Source organism: Sphingobacterium multivorum (assembly GCF_039511225.1).
In the GTDB taxonomy this organism is placed as follows: Bacteria; Bacteroidota; Bacteroidia; order Sphingobacteriales; family Sphingobacteriaceae; genus Sphingobacterium.
Genome location: NZ_CP154261.1, coordinates 5,593,167 through 5,610,484, shown reverse-complemented (window position 1 = coordinate 5,610,484; position 17,318 = coordinate 5,593,167). Strand labels below are relative to the sequence as shown.

The following is a 17,318-nucleotide window of genomic DNA, read 5'->3' as shown; positions in this document are numbered from 1 at the left end:
ATTTTGCTGCATTGTTAATAAAATGTTAATTGTATTTGATTTGTTACGTGAGCGTGTGCTCTGCACACTTACTTATTTTTCTTTTTAATCGTCTGATTTATTGTAATCGACTGTATTTCAATTTATTGTAATGTATTTTTGCTTTCAGTCTCAACTAATATATTGCGGTTTAATTCCTGTTACAGAAGTAATTTGTAAGTGAATACTTACTTTCTTTTGCGTTTTTATGTTGCTTTAAGTTTTAAAAACGAAAAGTTCTACTTACTTTTATTCTGATTTTCAATTATTCGTGCATAAAACTGCAATTTGTGCATGATCTAAGAGTCTATTTATGATGAAAAATGCCTTATTAAAGCTATCCTTTTTAATTTCTGTTGTTGCTTGGGTTTCCTGTGGGAATTCGTTGAAGTCTACGCAAGCGAGCAAAACCGCAGTAAACAGCATGACCGGCCGGGTAACGAGCCAAGTTGTTATTCCGGGTGCAGATCAACTTACGCTGTATTTACCACAACTAAAAGGTAAGAAAGTGGGAATAATGGGAAATCAAACTTCCATTGTAGGGGCTGATAAAAAACATCTTGTCGATGTCTTGATCGATAATAAGGTTGATTTGAAGTTTGCCTTTGCGCCTGAACATGGTTTCCGCGGGAACGTTGAACGTGGTGAGAAGTTTGGGAATGATGTTGATCAAAAGACGGGTTTGCCGCTGTTTACATTATATGGAGGTAATAAGAAACAAGATTCTATCGTCAATTCCATTGATGTGATGATTTTCGACCTGCAGGACGTTGGGGCACGCTTTTATACATACATCACTTCTTTGCACCGTGTAATGGAATTATGTGCAAAGCATAATAAAAAATTAATTGTACTGGATCGTCCAAATCCAAATGGCGACCAGGTGGATGGACCTGTAAGGCATGATGATAAGTTTAAATCAGATGTTTCCTGGCATAAAATAGCCATGATCCATGGTTTAACAATCGGCGAGCTGGCGCAGATGATCAATGGAGAGCGGTGGCTTGAGCATGGCCGCCAGGCCGATGTAACGATTGTACAGGTCAAAAATTGGAATCATAACAGTAGGTATGAGCTGCCGGTCATCCCATCGCCAAGTCTGCCAAATTATCTTTCTGTTCGGTTGTACCTTTCATTATGTCTTTTTGAAGGTACGGATATTTCGGTAGGTCGGGGTACGGATTGGCCGTTCCAGGTATTAGGTTATACAAATCCGGTCTATGGCTCCTTTACTTTTACACCGGGCGAACGTCACGGTATGTCCAAACATGTGGAGGGCAAAGGAACAGTCAATTATGGTGTTGATTTGCGCGGTCTGGATGCTGATCATCAAAAATTTACCTTAAAATATCTGTTGGACTTTTATCAAAAGACACCTGATAAATCCACTTTCTTCGCGCGGCCTGAATTTTTTGATAAGCTTGCGGGGACAGATCAATTACGTAAGCAAATCCTTTCCGGACAATCTGAAGCTCAGATTCGTGCTTCTTGGTCTGAGGACTTGAAAGCCTATAAGCAAATGCGTAAAAAGTATCTGCTTTATACCGATTTCGAATAGCAATAACTAACAATATTAACTAGAATCATTTATTTTAAAACTCTATAATCAATGCGAAAATTTGTACTATTTTCTGTTGCTCTTGGATTGAGTTTTCCTTCTGAATCCTATTCTTTTGCAAAAAAAGAAGGTGCTTTGAATCGCGACAATTTAGCAAGCGCTTTTCTGAGTTCTTCTGCAAAAAATGCGTTTCAAAATACGGTGCAAGGTACTGTAAAGGATGGAAAAGGTCCAGTCTCTGGGGTAAGCGTGTCTGTGATTGGCGGTACTGCGTCAACTAAGACTGATGCTCAGGGGCATTTTAAAATTACAGCTGCCGTGGGGAGCAAGTTGCGTTTTTCGTCTGTAGGATACGTGACGAAGGAGGTTGCCGTTACTTCAGCTACGCTTGATGTAACATTAGCGGACGATAATCAAGCGTTGGACGAAGTGGTCGTTGTCGGTTACGGTACCCAGAAAAAAGGTAACCTAACTGGTGCGGTTTCATCGATCAATGTGAAGGAGAATCTACAGAGTCGTCCGATCGCCGATGTCGGCCGGGCAATTCAAGGGACGACGCCAGGATTTAGTGTTACTGTACCGAGTGGTGAGGTTGGATCTGATCCTACCATGCGTATTCGTGGTGCAATATCTTCCATTCAAGGGAATAGTAGTCCATTGATCTTGGTGGATAATGTGGAAATCCCGAGTATCCAATATGTAAATCCGGATGATGTTGAGTCGATCACCGTATTAAAAGATGCTGCCTCTTCGTCCATCTATGGTGCGAAAGCTGCTTTTGGTGTCGTATTGATTAAGACGAAAACAGGTGGAAGTGCGGAAAAGGTTACCGTAAATTATTCTAATAACTTCTCATTCCAAAATCCATATAAAAAGTTGGAAATGGGACGTGTTAATGCCTTGAAATATACCATTGACGCATTAGAAAGAGTTGGCGGAACCGAAACGGGTGCTTTCTATAAAGTAAATAGAGAAAGTTATGAACGCGCAGTGGAGTGGGATAAAAAATATGGATCTTCAATCGGGAAAGATGATCCAACGGTATATGGCAGAGACTGGTATGTAGATCCGGGGTCGCCGACGAAAAAGTACGGTGTTAGAACGTATGATCCATATGATTATATGGTGCGCGAGTGGGCTCCCACACAAACACATAACTTGTCTTTAAATGGTACCATTAAGAAGACACAATATACAGCTTCATTTGGTTCGTTAAACCAAAGCGGTATGTTAAAGGCAGGCGATTCGGATAAGTTTAAACGGTATAATGCTGCATTAAGACTGAATACCGAACTGAATAAATATGTGACTATTAGGGGTGGAGCGATGTTTGCACAACGGAACAAGATCTATCCTTATGCGACAAACTCAACAACGGCCGATCCATGGTTGTACATGTATCGCTGGAGCTCCCTTTATCCAATGGGCTATGACGAAAATAACAACCCAATCAGAAGTCCATGGAGTGAAAATGAGGCGGCAAACCAAGCTTCCATGCTTCGCAATTATATTAATTTAAGCGCTGGTGCTACAGTTAATATAATGAAGAATTGGAAAGTAGATGTAGACTATACATTTACCAATGAGGATTATAGCTGGCGTAAAAACGGGACGAGATATACAGCAGCCAATTCTTGGGTAGCAGCCAAACAACGGTTTGATGCACAAGGAAATCCAGTTTATGTCAATAAAGAAGGAGCTGTTGTCAATAAGGGAGATGCTGATGCAACTTTAGCTTATGATCTTTCCAATGATATGTATACAGCGAATGGTTCTGCGCAAGATCATATCTATATGCGTTCACAAAATGAACATAAGCATACTGTCAATGCATTTACAACGTATGAACTCGACTTGAATGATGATCATAACTTTAAATTTATCCTTGGTTTAAATAGAGTAACAAACGATGGTTCTTACCATTGGACACAGCGTGCTGATTTATTGGATATCACAAATCCTCAGTTTGATTTGGCTGTGGGCCAAATTACGGGTAGCGGTGGTGAGTATTGGGAATCTCAATTAGGGTATTTTGGCCGTGTGAACTATGCGTATAAGAATAAGTATCTATTTGAAGGTAATATCCGTTATGATGGTTCCTCCAAGTTTCCAACAGATTTGAAATGGCGATGGTTTCCATCTTTTTCAGCAGGCTGGGTAGTTTCAGAAGAAAAATTCATGGACTGGTCAAGGGCTACATTAAATCAGTTGAAGTTTAGAGGTTCATGGGGTGTTATCGGAAATCAAACGGTACCTTCTGATCTTTATGTTTCAAACATGGATGCGGGTCAGATTAATTACATCGTCAATGGCGCATTGTTGAATTCTGTGGGTACGCCAAAACTGAATTGGCCAAACGTTACGTGGGAAGATCTGGAAACCCTGGATTTCGGTGCGGATGCCAGATTCTTCAAGAATAAATTAGGTTTGACGTTTGATTGGTATCAGAAGAAGACCAAAAATATGTTTGCTCCTTTGGAAGGAACAACACTCACCTTGGGTTCTGCGGCGCCTTGGGGTAACTTCGGTACCTTGACGACCAAAGGCTTTGAATTGGCCATCGATTTTAATCACCGATTTGAGAATGGATTGGGTATTAATTTTAGGGCTAATTTGGATGACTCTAAATCTGTTTTTAGTGGATATACGTCATTACGCACTACCGGTGTGAATTATAATGGTCGGGTATATGGTGATATTTGGGGGTATGAGACAGACCGTCTGTACCAATACAATGATTTTGTATTGGATGGAAATAACAATCCGCAGTTGGTAAAACCAAATGCAGATATGACCAAATATTATGGAAGTACAGATAACGTCTATCTCTTGAAAGAGGGGCCGAATGGTGAAAAGCCTGTCTATCAGCCACGATTCCAAAATTCAACTAATTTCTATTTTGGTCCTGGGGATGTTAAATTCAAAGATTTGAATGGTGACGGCGAGATCGATAATGGTGACGGTACGATCGATAATCCTGGCGATATGAAGATCATTGGTAATTCGACGCCTCGTTATCAGTATGGCTTTAGATTTGGTGCTGATTGGAAAGGCTTCGATGTTTCAGCATTTTTCCAAGGTGTGGGGCAACGTAAAGTTTGGGGAGCGGGATTCTTGGCGATTCCAGGATTTAACACTTCAGATGGAGCGATGCCTGCAAGCTTTGTAAACGATTACTGGACGAAAGATAATCAAGGAGCATTCTATCCGGCTGCATTCAACAACGGTGGTAGTGCGAATGTCAATAATATGCAAGTTCAGTCCCGCTATCTGTTGGATATGTCGTATTTGAGAATTAAGAACCTAACTGTGGGGTATACAATTCCTCAGCATATTGTGCAACGAGCTAAGATAAATAACTTACGTGTTTATGTTTCGTTGGAGAATTTCTTCACTTGGGATAAGCTTCGTGGCTTACCGATTGATCCGGAAGAGGTGGAAGGCTTCTCGATTTTTAATGAAACGAATTACAACGGTGGACGTACAGGTGTTGGAACACCAACATTTAAGAGTGCCTCATTTGGTGTTCAGTTAAACTTTTAAACGAATTTGACAGATGAAATTAAATAGAATAAAAATTGGATCTATCATGCTTTCCGCCATGTTATTGGGGGTAGGCTGTAGTAAGGATGTGCTGGATAGGCCTGATCAAACTAAAGTAATCGATGAAAACTTTTGGAGAAATGAAGCTGATGTTCGTTTGTATGCAAATGATTTTTATTTAAATTATTTTGTTGGCTATAATACTTTTTATGGTACGGCCTATGCTCCCTTAGTGGGATATAACTATGCAGATGACTTTACTTCTGAAGGAACGCAAGGTGGCTTTGAGTCAGTTGTTCCGACGAGTAGAGGTGCGAGTACGGTGACACCTGATATGTTGACGACCTACTCAGGGCCGACCTGGAATTTTTACTGGGTTAGAAAGGCTAATGTGATGTTGACCAGGATTGAAACAAAGGCCAAGTCAAAATTGTCAGAGGCTGAGTATAAGCACTGGACTGCAGTAGCTCGTTTTTTTAGAGGCTACGAATATAGTAGGTTAGTTTCTGTGTTTGGTGATGTGCCTTATTTTGATGTTGAAGTTGATCCGATGGATCAGGCTACAATGTATAAGGAACGTACCAAGCGCGGTGAGGTCATGGATAAAGTCTATACAGATTTTGAGTATGTGCTTGATAATATGCGTGCTGATGACGGAAAAGGTTATGTAAATAAATATGCAGCAGCGGCACTTATTTCTAACCTCATGTTGTTTGAAGGTTCCTGGGAAAAATACCATGGCTTGGATCAAGATCGTGCGAAAAAGTATCTCGCGCTTGCGGTTAAAGCGTCCGAAGTTGTCATGAATAGTGGAAAGTGGTCTTTTGGAAGTGATTTTAAAAGCCTGTTTGCATCTGAAGATCTTTCAAGCAATCCAGAGGTAATTTTCTTCAGAACTTATAATGATGCCTTGAAAGTAACGCACGCCGTAGGTTCTTACAGTAATGGTACTGAAGGGCAGAAGGGCGTTAACTTGGATTTGTTGAAATCTTTTATCTGTAACGATGGAAAGGTTTGGCAAAACTCAGCGCTTACAAATGCTTCGGACTTTTCGATGAAATCTTTGGCGAGAACGAGAGACCCACGGTTTGAAGCTTCGTTGATGGATACCGTTAATACAGCTTCATCAACATTTGCTTACGGTCATAAATTTGCTGCTAGAGAAGCCTTGACGTATATTGGAAAAACTTATCCAGCAAAATGGAGTAGTAATACAAATACAAATGATGCTCCGATTGTGCGTCTTGGTGAGGTTGTGTTGAATTGGATTGAGGCAAGGCAGATTCTTGCGGAGTTTTTTGGTGGAGCAGCTGTTACCCAAGGTGATTTGGATAAATCAATCAATGCGGTACGGAATAGGCCGCTAGACGCAGATGCCATAGCTAAAGGGGTAAAGAAAACGGCACCTTTGACATTAAATTCCCTGCCGAACGATCCAAGCCGCGATGCGGATGTATCGCCGTTGATGTGGGAAATCAGACGTGAACGAAGAATGGAATTTGTATATGAGTATGCGCGATTGAATGATATCCGTCGCTGGAAAAAATTGGATTATATGAACTTTTCACGCAATGTCGATTATTCATTGGGTCCCTGGGTAAATATCAAAAAGGACCTTCCAAATCGTTTGACAAAAGCTTACGAAGGTGTTTTGAAAGTCCGTGACGCAGCAGGAAATACAATCACCTACAATGGTAAAAACGCCGATGCTATGGTAGGATATTACGTTGTTCCGAAATTTGCAAACAGGGTAAGTTTTACCGATCGGTCGTACTTGGCTCCTGTTGGACTGAATCAGATTCAACAATATGCAAATTTGGGCTATATCTTAACACAGACGCCAGGCTGGCAATAGATAGCATTGTATTAAAAGGCCTTTCTGAATTTCAGAAAGGCTTTTTAATACATAATGAATTTTGATTTACATGAAGATGCATAAAAATGCAATATCATTTCTGTTTTATGCATAAAAACGCTATTTTTAAGAAAACATTACGCATGAGGTTTCCAATTATCACCTTTTTTATTGCATTATCCTGCGTTTTTAACGTTGCGATAGCACAGCAGTCCTTCAAATTTGCCCACGTAACAGACACGCATGTCGGTGGTGCAACAGGTGAGGAGGATTTGCGACGTACTGTAAAGGACCTGAATACATTGAAAGATATTGATTTTGTTATAGTCTCCGGAGATATCACCGAGTTTGGTGCTGATCATGAGTTAAAGCTTGCGAAGCGAATCTTAGATAGTTTGCAGCTGCCTTGGTACGTGATTCCGGGAAATCACGATGGCAATTGGTCAGAAAATGGAGCCAACACGTTTCGCACCGTTTTTGGTGGCGAAACCTTTTTCTTTAAGCATAAAGGCTACGCATTCATTGGAACCAATTCAGGGCCCAATATGCGCATGAGTCCTGGTCAAATTCCTCGGGAAAACCTGGTTTGGATGGATTCCATTTTTGCAGCGAATCCGGATAAACAGCTACCATTGATCTATATTAATCATTATCCACAGGATTCATCGTTAAATAACTGGTTTGATGCACTGAAAAGAGTTAAAACGCGGAATGTCCAATTGGCGCTTTGTGGGCATGGTCATGCCAATAAATTATACGATTGGGAAGGAATTCCGGGGGTGATGGGACGGTCTAATCTGCGTGCGAATAAAGCGATTGGGGGTTATAATATCGTGACCATCGCCGATGGCAAAGCCAGTTATCAAGAGCGTAATCCCGGTGTAGGAACGCAGGAGAAACCTTGGGTTGTTGTTCCAATGTTCGACCATCATTATGAAAATGAAACGATAAGCTACCCGAGACCAAGTTATGCTGTGAATGCAAAATATGCGGGCCAGGTTAAAGTCAATTGGACGTTTGAAGACGCCAGCGACATCGGGGCGGGACTAGCCGTTTACAAAAACAGCGTGATCACATCAAATACCGCGGGCGATATCTTTGCGCTTGACTTAAAAACTGGCAAAAAGCTATGGGCATACCGTACCGGTGGTAAAGTTTATTCTACGCCTGCTGTGTGGAAAGGGATTGTCGTGGCGGGATCATCGGATCATGCAATTTATGCGGTAGATGCCCGTAATGGCAAGTTGTTGTGGAAGGTGGAGACTGAGAAGGCGGTTTTGGGTTCCCCCTTGCTACATGATGGCGTAGCTTTTATCGGTGGCTCGGATGGTAAGTTTAGAGCGCTGGACATCAAGACGGGAGCTGTAAAGTGGAGTTTTGACCAGGTCAAAGGATTTGTATCGACGCTGCCAACGTATTATTTGGGGAATGTAATTTTTGGTTCCTGGAGCAATGGATTCTATGCTTTGGATGCCAAAACGGGTAAGCTTTCGTGGGAGTGGAATAATGGACAGGCCAATCGGATGTTTTCTGCTGCGGCATGCAATCCGGTGGGGGTAAACAATCGTGTTTTTGTAGTTGCACCGGATCGTTTTATGACAGCACTGGATGCGAAGAACGGTGCGGTCATCTGGCGGGAAAAGAAAGATACCATTCGGGTGCGCGAGTCTATGGGGTTGGCTGCAGATCATAAATTGGTTTATGTGAAGACGATGGATGGGGATCTTTTAGGTATTTCGGTTGCTGGTGATCGTATGGATGTTGCCTGGAAGTCCAAACTTAAATTGCCCTACGAATTGACACCTTCTGCAATTACATCCAATGGCAAGTTGGTCTTTGTGCCGAGTCATTCGGGTTTGCTATCTGGAGTTGACGCAAAAACAGGCGCGGTAGTATGGCAATATAAAATATCCAATGGAATGGTTAATCCCGTTGCACTAAATGGGAGAAATACCGTGATAGCGAGTACGATGGATGGCAAAATAGTTTCATTACAGTTTTAAGCAATCGATTGAAATGATCTTTTTGAAAATAAATGCCTTGATATGATAAAAAAATGTCTAAACTTCTTAAATTTACGTCAAGCTTTTTTGCTTGTTTTTGCATGTTTTGTTTGTAACTTTGCGAAAGCACAGCAAAATGCTTGGATTAGAATAAACCAATTGGGCTATACTCCAGCGGGCAAGAAGGTCGCGGTATGGGGTGGGAAATCAATCAGGCAGCTTCGTTCTTTTGAAATTAAAAACGCACAAACGGGTAAAACAGTCTATGTACATCCTGTTGGAAAAGATTATGGGGCTTATGGTCCTTTTGTTCAGAGCTTTCGTTTTGATTTCTCTTCCATGCAGGATACAGGACGCTTTTTTGTTCAGGCCGGAGAGGTGAAGTCTCCAACATTCCGAATCGCTCGGGACGTTTATAAAGGAGCGGCAGATTTTGTACTGCGTTATATGCGGCAACAACGGACATTGTTCAACCCTTTTCTGAACGATAGCTGCCATACACACGATGGCTTTGCGCTGTATGCAGGAAAGGTTGGCATTCCCGATAGCTCCCGTATCGATGCGGGGGGCGGTTGGCATGATGCTTCTGATTATTTGCAATATGCGACAACGTCAGCAAATGCGACATTTCATCTGTTAGCGGCTTACCGCGATTTTCCAAAGGTGTTTGGTGATCTAAAGCAAGCAAATGGTCTTGATGGAAAAAATGGTCGGGCCGATGTGCTCGATGAAGCAAAATGGGGCTTGGATTGGCTGTTGAAAATGCATCCCAAGGCCAACCAAATGTACAATCAGATTGGTGATGACCGGGATCATGCCAGCATGCGGATGCCAAAGGAAGATCCTTATTATGGTCGTGGATTTGATAGACCGGTGTATTTTATCGATGGCGAGCCACAGCAGCGTGGCAAGTTTATGAACAATACAACCGGGACAAGCTCTACTGCTGGTAAATTTAGTAGTGCTTTTCGCCTGGGGGCGATGTTGTTTGACAAAGAGGATCGGAAATATGCAACGCTGCTTTCGAAGAAATCGGAAACAGCCTATGCTTATGCCAATATAAAACCAGGCGTGACACAGACAGTTTCTGTGAAATCGCCCTATATTTATGCCGAAGATAATTGGGTAGACGATATGCAGTTGGCCGCTGCAATGGGTTTTTCGATGACAAAAAAAGAAAAGTTTGCACGAGAAGCCTTACGCTACGCCCGGCAAGAAAAGATTACACCTTGGATGGTTAGCGATACTGCTGCACATTATCAGTGGTATCCTTTTATCAATCTTGGGCATTATGAGTTGGCAAAAGGATTAAAAGGACAAGATCGCGAGGAGATTGTTTCCTATTATAAACAGGGGATTGAGCAAGTCAATCGGAGAGCTGAGAAAAACGCTTTTTTTCGGGGAGTTCCCTTTATTTGGTGTAGCAACAACTTAACGGTATCCTTTGCTATCCAGTGTCTCTGGTATAAAGAATTGACGGGAGATGCACATTTTGATGAGCTAGCCCAAGCTAATTTTGACTGGTTATTCGGGGCGAACCCTTGGGGCACGAGTATGGTATATGGTCTTCCGGCTGGAGGCGATACACCTGTCGATCCGCATTCGGCGTTTACCTTTCTTGGAAAGCATCCGATCGACGGCGGGTTAGTTGATGGCCCTATTATGGCATCCACGTATCGCAATCTGATTGGTATCAAGTTGAATAATCCGGATAGTTATGCGGAGTTTCAAAGTGATCTGGCGGTCTATCATGACGACTACGGAGATTATAGTACGAATGAGCCGACAATGGATGGTACCGCTTCGTTGATTTATCTGTTGGCTTCAAAGGAGGGTAAGGCTATGGAGGAGCCCGCCGGAAAAAAGTAACACGGGATGTTTTTGGAGCTATTGTCCGGGGCGACTCGACAAAACGGCAGGTGGCTCTGGTGTTTACCGGTCATGATTTATCTGAGGGTACTGCTGAGGTATTAGCAAGTCTAAAGCATAATGGCGTTAAAGGCTCTTTTTTCCTGACAGGCGATTATCTCAGAACTCCAGGTTTTAAGCCGTATGTCCGTCAGATGTTAAGCGATGGGCATTGGATTTCGGGGCATTCGGATAAACATATTCTGGTGAGTGACTGGGGGAGTAGGGAGGTGCTTTTGGTCAAACGTGACTCTTTTGTCGCTGATCTTAAAGCAAACCTGAAAGCACTGGAAGGCGCGGGCGTCAAAAGAGAGCACTTGTCCTATTATATTCCTTCTTATGAATGGTATAATAGTGAAACAGTCGATTGGGCAAAAGCGGTTGGTCTGAATTCGGTTAATTATACACCAGGAATACGGACTGCGGCCGATTATACCTATCCTGAAATGGGGGCTAGCTATTTATCGTCGACAGCGATTCTCGACAATCTTTGGTCTCATGAAGCTCGATATGGGCTCAATGGATTTCTGATATTGATTCACATGGGAACCGATGATCGGCGGAAAGATAAGCTGTATCATCATTTGGATGATATCATTAGCATATTAAAGGGAAAAGGGTATCAACTTGTGGATGTGCCCGATTTATTGAAATAAAGAAATACAATATATACTAATAATGGTAAATACAACGGAGAAAGATTCGAATTATCAGGATTTGGACAAGATGTCTGTGCATGAGTTGTTGACAAATATCAATAATGAAGATAAATCTGTGCCACTTGCGGTAGAGCAAGCTATCCCTCAGATTGAGGCATTGGTCAAAGTCACTGTGGAGAAAATGAAGGCTGGTGGTCGAACTTTTTATATCGGCGCTGGCACAAGTGGCCGTTTGGGTGTGTTGGATGCTTCTGAATTACCTCCGACTTACGGCGTTCCATTTGAATGGATCATTGGGTTGATTGCCGGTGGTGATACTGCAATTAGAAAAGCAGTTGAATTTGCAGAAGATGATCTGGAGCAAGCCTGGAAAGATATGGAAGCGTATGATATTGATGAAAACGATGTTGTTATCGGCATTGCGGCTTCTGGAACCACCCCTTATGTTATTGGCGGATTGAAAACGGCAAACGAGAAAGGGCTTGTGACGGGATGTATTGTCTGTAACGGGGGCTCTCCGATTGCGGAAATAGCGCAGTATCCGGTTGAAGTTATTGTTGGGCCAGAATTTGTTACCGGGTCTACGCGAATGAAATCGGGTACAGCACAGAAACTTGTGTTAAATATGTTCAGTACCGCAGTGATGATCCAATTGGGTAGGGTAAAGGGGAACAAGATGGTCGATATGCAATTGTCAAACCATAAGCTGGTCGGTCGTGGTGTACGTATCATTATGGATCAGACCGGGGCGCTTGAAGAAGAAGCTGCGGCTTTACTTGAGCAATTTGGTAATGTGAGACAGGCAATCGAAGCTTATCAGGATACCCATTGAGCATAACCTATTAAAATCACCTATTTTAAAAACAAACTATGTCACCAGTAATATTATTATCCTTTATAATAATCTATTTTGCAGTTCTGCTTGCTGTAGCTCACTTTACCTCGAAGGGAGCTTCCGATAACTCTACCTTTTTTGTCGCAAACCGGAACTCTAAATGGTATATGGTCGCCTTTGGGATGATCGGTACCGCGCTCTCCGGCGTAACTTTTATCTCGGTTCCCGGCGCAGTCGGTGCGTCTGAATTTAGCTATTTTCAATTTGTTCTTGGGAACGCCGTTGGTTTTGTCATTATTGCCTATGTATTGCTTCCGCTCTATTATAGAATGAACTTGACTTCCATTTATACGTATTTGGAAGAACGTTTTGGGCACACCACGTACAAGACCGGTGCTGCTATTTTTTTGGTTTCCCGTACGATCGGTTCGGCGTTTCGTCTTTATCTGGTCGCAATCGTATTGCAGCATTTTATTTTTGATGCCTGGAATGTGCCTTTCGCGATTACCGTCGTTATATGTTTGGTGTTAATCTGGATGTATACAAATAAGGGTGGCTTAAAGACGATTATTGTGACAGATACCCTACAGACTACCTTTTTAGTGACCGCAGTAATTCTCTCTATCTATTTTATGGCCAAAGGATTAGATTTTGGTATCGTCGATACTTTCGAGGCTGTAAAAGAAAGTAGTTATTCGAAGATCTTTTTCTGGGATGATTTTGTCGGTAGTAAAGCTAATTTTTGGAAACAATTCTTGGGAGGGATTTTTGTGACCATTGCGATGACGGGGCTAGATCAGGATCTGATGCAGAAGAACTTATCGATGGGGACCATTAAAGAAGCTCAAAAGAATATGATTACTTTTACAAGTGTTTTTGTGGTCATCAATATTTTCTTTTTAGCTGTCGGTGCTTTGCTGTATATCTATGCGGCTAAAAATGGAATTGATGTGACTCAATTAGCAACACGCGATTATTTGTACCCGGAAATTGCATTAAACCACTTGGCCATTGTTCCTGCAATCATCTTTATGATGGGGTTGACCGCGGCTACTTTTGCAACGACGGATAGTGCGCTAACGGCATTGACAACATCTTTCTGTGTGGACTTTCTAAATTTCAATAAAAAAGAAAATCCCAATGATCCAGCGCTGATCAAGCAGCGTAATTATGTGCATTTTGGTTTTTCCATTGTGATGCTATTGGTTATTCTGGTCTTTAAGCTGATCAATGATGACTCGGTCGTCAATGCAATCTTTACTGCGGCGAGTTATACTTACGGGCCTTTATTGGGTTTATTCGTTTTCGGAATATTCACAAAATATGCCGTGCGGGATAAGGCTGTACCTTATATCTGTGTGCTTTCGCCTACTGTCTTATTTTTGCTTAAAACCTATGTTATTGAGGTGTATACACCTTATGTTATCGGATTGGACTTGATCATTATTAATGGTTTTATCACGTTTTTAATGCTTTTGATCAGTTCTCCAGGTAAAGCAAATGAAAAAGCGTTATCTCATCACTAGTATTTTTCAGCTATAAAAAATTTCTCCATTGGTGAGAAGATGTAAATACAAGTATTGATTTTGATTTGTACGTACAGAAAAATTAAGTTAAGTTTGATATACTTAGTTTTCTGTACGTATGTATCATAGCATAAATGAGACTACGGAATTTATCCGTAGAAAAATTGGAGATTTTACTCCAGAATTCGGTATCATCCTAGGTACTGGTTTAGGTAAGTTGGTTGATGAAATTGAAGTCAAGTATCAGCTGATGTATTCCAATATACCAAATTTCCCTATTTCAACTGTTGAATTTCATTCTGGTAAGCTCATTTTTGGAAAACTGAGTGGCCGCAATGTGGTCGCTATGCAGGGGCGGTTGCATTATTATGAAGGTTACGATATGCAGCAGATTACATTTCCGATCCGTATCATGAAAGTTTTAGGGGTACAAAAATTGTTTGTTTCCAATGCCGCAGGGTCCTTAAATCCTGAGGTGAAAAAAGGTGATCTTGGTATTATTGAAGACCATATCAATTTATTGCCCGATAACCCACTTCGCGGGCAAAATCTATCCGAGTTTGGTTCTCGATTTCCCGATATGAGTGAGGCTTATAACCGAGAAATGATCGTACAGGCTCTTGAGATCGCAGCAAAGCATGATATTAATGCACGAAAAGTTGTTTATGTTTCCTCTGCAGGTCCAAATCTGGAAACAAAAGCGGAATATCGCTATATGCGTCTGATCGGTGGCGATGTGGTCGGTATGAGTACCGTTCCAGAAGTAATTGTCGCTAATCATATGTCGCTTCCGGTATTTGCGATTTCTGTTGTTACGGATGAAGGTTTTCACGAGGATCTTAAACCCGTTTCCTTGCAGGAAATTGTCAGTGTTGCGGAGAAAGCGGAACCTAAAATGACGTTAATTTTGAAAGAATTAATAGCTTTGCAATAAATTGTCTTTTCATGTATCATCTTTGATGGCGAAAGTTGATGGATTGGTGGATATTTGAGAGTAATTTGTTCATTCAGGTGAATTTAGCTTTTTTGGTTTTTATATAATTTTAGATGAAGTTGATCGTACGCATACTTGCCGCATGGTGTGTTTTATTTGTTTATTCCATGGATGTTATTGCCCAGAGCAAGGAAGAGTGGAGTAGTGCATTGGATTCGGCTAGGGCAAAGGAAGATGGGAAGAAAGATTCTGTGATTCTTTCGGCAAAATATATCCGGTATGCCACGCTGGATATGTTGAAAAAAGGCACTTATACACGTCAAATTGATACATCACATCATAATTATCAATATTATAATCCGCAGAATTTACCCTGGAATCCCAGCGTGAACCTTGGGGCTTATGGTCTTGCTACACGGGATCTATTGTTCCAACCTAAAAAGACCATTGGCTTTCAGTCTGGTTTTACAGCATTGGAACGTTATTTATTAAACCCCGATTCGATCCAATATTTTAGGGCCCGGGCGAGGTACTCCGAACTGTCGGCTGTGGGATTCTTTTTTAATGACCAAGTCTTTAGGGCACGGGTAGCACAGAATATCAATTCTCAATGGAATATGAATGTCGATTTCCATTCGACCAAAACGGATGGATTTTATCTTGGGCAGAATTATTCGGATTTAAAGGCTTCAGTTGCGTCTTGGTATGAATCGAAAAATAACCGGTATAATTTGTTGATCAATGCAGTATTTAATCGTTTGGATGCCATGGAGAATGGTTCTATTACGGAGGATCTTCCATTTGCACCCGGAAACAGGCAGTCTCCGGACCGGTTTATACCGAAATTCAATGATCCGAGTAAAACAAATGTACCGCGATCCAAATGGTGGGATAACTCATTGTTTCTACGTCAATCGCTTTATTTAGGGCGATTGGATACAATCGATAAAGGAAAGCCGACCATGCAGATCCATCCGACCAATAGCATGGCGCATAATACGCGCATAAGAAGACAGACCTATAATTTCTTCAAGAACATGGATGATCAAAATGCGGCATTGCCTTACAATAATAAGGCATTGGCGCTGAACAGTGATAAGACGCTGATCACGAATGTTTCCAATGAATTTGAATATAACTTTTTTCTCAGAGGAAAGTCGGTCTTTAAGAATGAGGCGAAACTAAATTTGGCTTTTCAGCACGACATGAACTGGGTGGAGCAGCATCAGTTGGATTCCATGCGCTATTATAACAATACTTCAGCTTATCCACAGCCGCTGAAGAAATTGCCGGATAGCACCACATTTGATCGCTTTTATCAAAATGGAATCGTGAAAGGTGAATTAGGGTATAAGTTTTCAGATCGTCTTGATTTTAGTTTAAAAGCGAATCAGATTGTATTTGGTCACAACTTTGGGGATTTCTTGTATGAAGCTAAAGCGGATATCTCCATGGGGGATAAAATTGGAAAGGTGACCCTGTCGGCTTATTCACAGAATAAATCGCCAGAGATGGTTTTCGAGAATTTAAATTATACCTACGGAAAATGGAATGATTTAGATCTTAAAAAGATGAAAATTCAGAACCTCGGTTTTCAATATGCCAATCCGATGCTTGGTTTCCATGGCAAGGTAGAGTATTTTCTGATGAACAATTATACCTATTTCGAGGAGTTGTCGAATCCACAGAACGATCCTAAAAAGGATAAATGGATTGTTCCGGCACAATTGGACAAAGCGAATTTGTTGAAGGTAAGTGTTGGACAAAAATTTAAATTAAACCATTTTACCCTCGATAATCTCGTGGTCTATCAAAAGACAGATCAACAGAACACACTGGCTGTTCCGGAGCTGTATACTTGGCATAGTTTGTATTACAGTAACCTGTTTTATAAAGTTATTGATTATAGTATCGGTCTGGATGCAAAGTTCAATACACCTTATGCCAATCCGAATTATTCAATTGGGACAGGACAGTTTTACAATGCTTACAAACAGATTGAGTTTTCGACCTATCCAATCATGGATGTATGGATTACAGCGAATATACAACGGGTAAATATGTTTTTGAGTTATAATTTTTTAAATCAGAACTTCTATCCGCATGGATACTATACAGTCCGACGTTATCCGATGAATAGTGCTAATTTTAGATTTGGTATTTCTTGGAAGTTCTATGATTAAAAATTATTTCGGTGTTTTTTAGCTTGTTGTGATGTTGGAGGCATAAAATCTTATAAAATAATTTTGAGAATAGAATTTTTAAGCTATATTTGCACACGCAATTAGGGAACGGCGTTCTTTAAAAAAGTATGGAGGCTTAGCTCAGCTGGTTCAGAGCATCTGCCTTACAAGCAGAGGGTCACAGGTTCGAATCCTGTAGCCTCCACCATACAAAGTCGGAGAATTAGCTCAGCTGGTTCAGAGCATCTGCCTTACAAGCAGAGGGTCACTGGTTCGAATCCAGTATTCTCCACCAA

10 protein-coding genes and 2 tRNA genes are annotated in these 17,318 nt (G+C 41.4%); all 12 read left to right on the top strand.

Going from position 1 to position 17,318, the window contains the following annotated elements; genetic code table 11:
- Positions 1-331: 331 nt before the first annotated feature.
- The 12 genes from AAH582_RS23395 to AAH582_RS23340 all read left to right on the top strand — a co-directional run bounded on the left by AAH582_RS23395 (position 332) and on the right by AAH582_RS23340 (position 17,317).
- Positions 332-1,576, top strand: a complete 1,245-nt coding sequence (locus tag AAH582_RS23395) for an exo-beta-N-acetylmuramidase NamZ family protein (protein WP_231585213.1) — start codon at positions 332-334, stop codon at positions 1,574-1,576.
- A gap of 51 nt (positions 1,577-1,627) precedes the next feature.
- A complete protein-coding gene (locus tag AAH582_RS23390; RefSeq protein ID WP_046672662.1) occupies positions 1,628-5,119 on the top strand; it encodes a SusC/RagA family TonB-linked outer membrane protein in 3,492 nt (1,163 codons plus the stop codon).
- A gap of 13 nt (positions 5,120-5,132) precedes the next feature.
- On the top strand, positions 5,133-6,974 hold the full coding sequence (locus AAH582_RS23385; RefSeq protein ID WP_070561302.1) for a RagB/SusD family nutrient uptake outer membrane protein: 1,842 nt from the start codon (positions 5,133-5,135) through the stop codon (positions 6,972-6,974).
- Positions 6,975-7,117: 143 nt separating this feature from the next.
- Complete coding sequence (locus AAH582_RS23380) at positions 7,118-8,977, top strand: PQQ-binding-like beta-propeller repeat protein (RefSeq protein ID WP_343320744.1); 1,860 nt, start codon at positions 7,118-7,120, stop codon at positions 8,975-8,977.
- A 42-nt stretch (positions 8,978-9,019) separates the two neighbouring features.
- Positions 9,020-10,846, top strand: coding sequence for a glycoside hydrolase family 9 protein (locus AAH582_RS23375; RefSeq protein WP_343320743.1), 1,827 nt, complete (start codon positions 9,020-9,022; stop codon positions 10,844-10,846).
- 59 nt (positions 10,847-10,905) lie between these two features.
- Positions 10,906-11,541: a polysaccharide deacetylase family protein gene (locus tag AAH582_RS23370; protein ID WP_343320742.1), complete on the top strand. Its 636-nt coding sequence runs from the start codon at positions 10,906-10,908 to the stop codon at positions 11,539-11,541.
- 22 nt (positions 11,542-11,563) lie between these two features.
- A complete protein-coding gene (gene murQ / locus AAH582_RS23365; protein WP_046672659.1) occupies positions 11,564-12,376 on the top strand; it encodes an N-acetylmuramic acid 6-phosphate etherase in 813 nt (270 codons plus the stop codon).
- A 38-nt stretch (positions 12,377-12,414) separates the two neighbouring features.
- Positions 12,415-13,905 carry a sodium:solute symporter gene (locus AAH582_RS23360; RefSeq protein ID WP_046672658.1) on the top strand — a complete coding sequence of 497 codons (1,491 nt, stop codon included), beginning with the start codon at positions 12,415-12,417 and terminating at the stop codon, positions 13,903-13,905.
- A 118-nt stretch (positions 13,906-14,023) separates the two neighbouring features.
- Complete coding sequence (locus tag AAH582_RS23355) at positions 14,024-14,839, top strand: purine-nucleoside phosphorylase (RefSeq protein ID WP_343320741.1); 816 nt, start codon at positions 14,024-14,026, stop codon at positions 14,837-14,839.
- A gap of 113 nt (positions 14,840-14,952) precedes the next feature.
- Positions 14,953-17,022 (top strand): putative porin, encoded by a 2,070-nt coding sequence (locus AAH582_RS23350; protein ID WP_343320740.1) that lies wholly within the window; start codon positions 14,953-14,955, stop codon positions 17,020-17,022.
- 130 nt (positions 17,023-17,152) lie between these two features.
- A tRNA-Val gene (locus tag AAH582_RS23345) sits at positions 17,153-17,230 on the top strand.
- A gap of 9 nt (positions 17,231-17,239) precedes the next feature.
- Positions 17,240-17,317 (top strand) — tRNA-Val (locus AAH582_RS23340).
- Position 17,318 lies beyond the last annotated feature (1 nt).

Bases quoted from the DNA above. Each gene is read 5' to 3' on its own strand.
- AAH582_RS23395 (WP_231585213.1), top strand. From the start codon at position 332: ATGATGAAAAATGCCTTATTAAAGCTATCCTTTTTAATTTCTGTTGTT.
- AAH582_RS23390 (WP_046672662.1), top strand. From the start codon at position 1,628: ATGCGAAAATTTGTACTATTTTCTGTTGCTCTTGGATTGAGTTTTCCT.
- AAH582_RS23385 (WP_070561302.1), top strand. From the start codon at position 5,133: ATGAAATTAAATAGAATAAAAATTGGATCTATCATGCTTTCCGCCATG.
- AAH582_RS23380 (WP_343320744.1), top strand. From the start codon at position 7,118: ATGAGGTTTCCAATTATCACCTTTTTTATTGCATTATCCTGCGTTTTT.
- AAH582_RS23375 (WP_343320743.1), top strand. From the start codon at position 9,020: ATGATAAAAAAATGTCTAAACTTCTTAAATTTACGTCAAGCTTTTTTG.
- murQ (WP_046672659.1), top strand. From the start codon at position 11,564: ATGGTAAATACAACGGAGAAAGATTCGAATTATCAGGATTTGGACAAG.
- AAH582_RS23360 (WP_046672658.1), top strand. From the start codon at position 12,415: ATGTCACCAGTAATATTATTATCCTTTATAATAATCTATTTTGCAGTT.
- AAH582_RS23355 (WP_343320741.1), top strand. From the start codon at position 14,024: ATGTATCATAGCATAAATGAGACTACGGAATTTATCCGTAGAAAAATT.
- AAH582_RS23350 (WP_343320740.1), top strand. From the start codon at position 14,953: ATGAAGTTGATCGTACGCATACTTGCCGCATGGTGTGTTTTATTTGTT.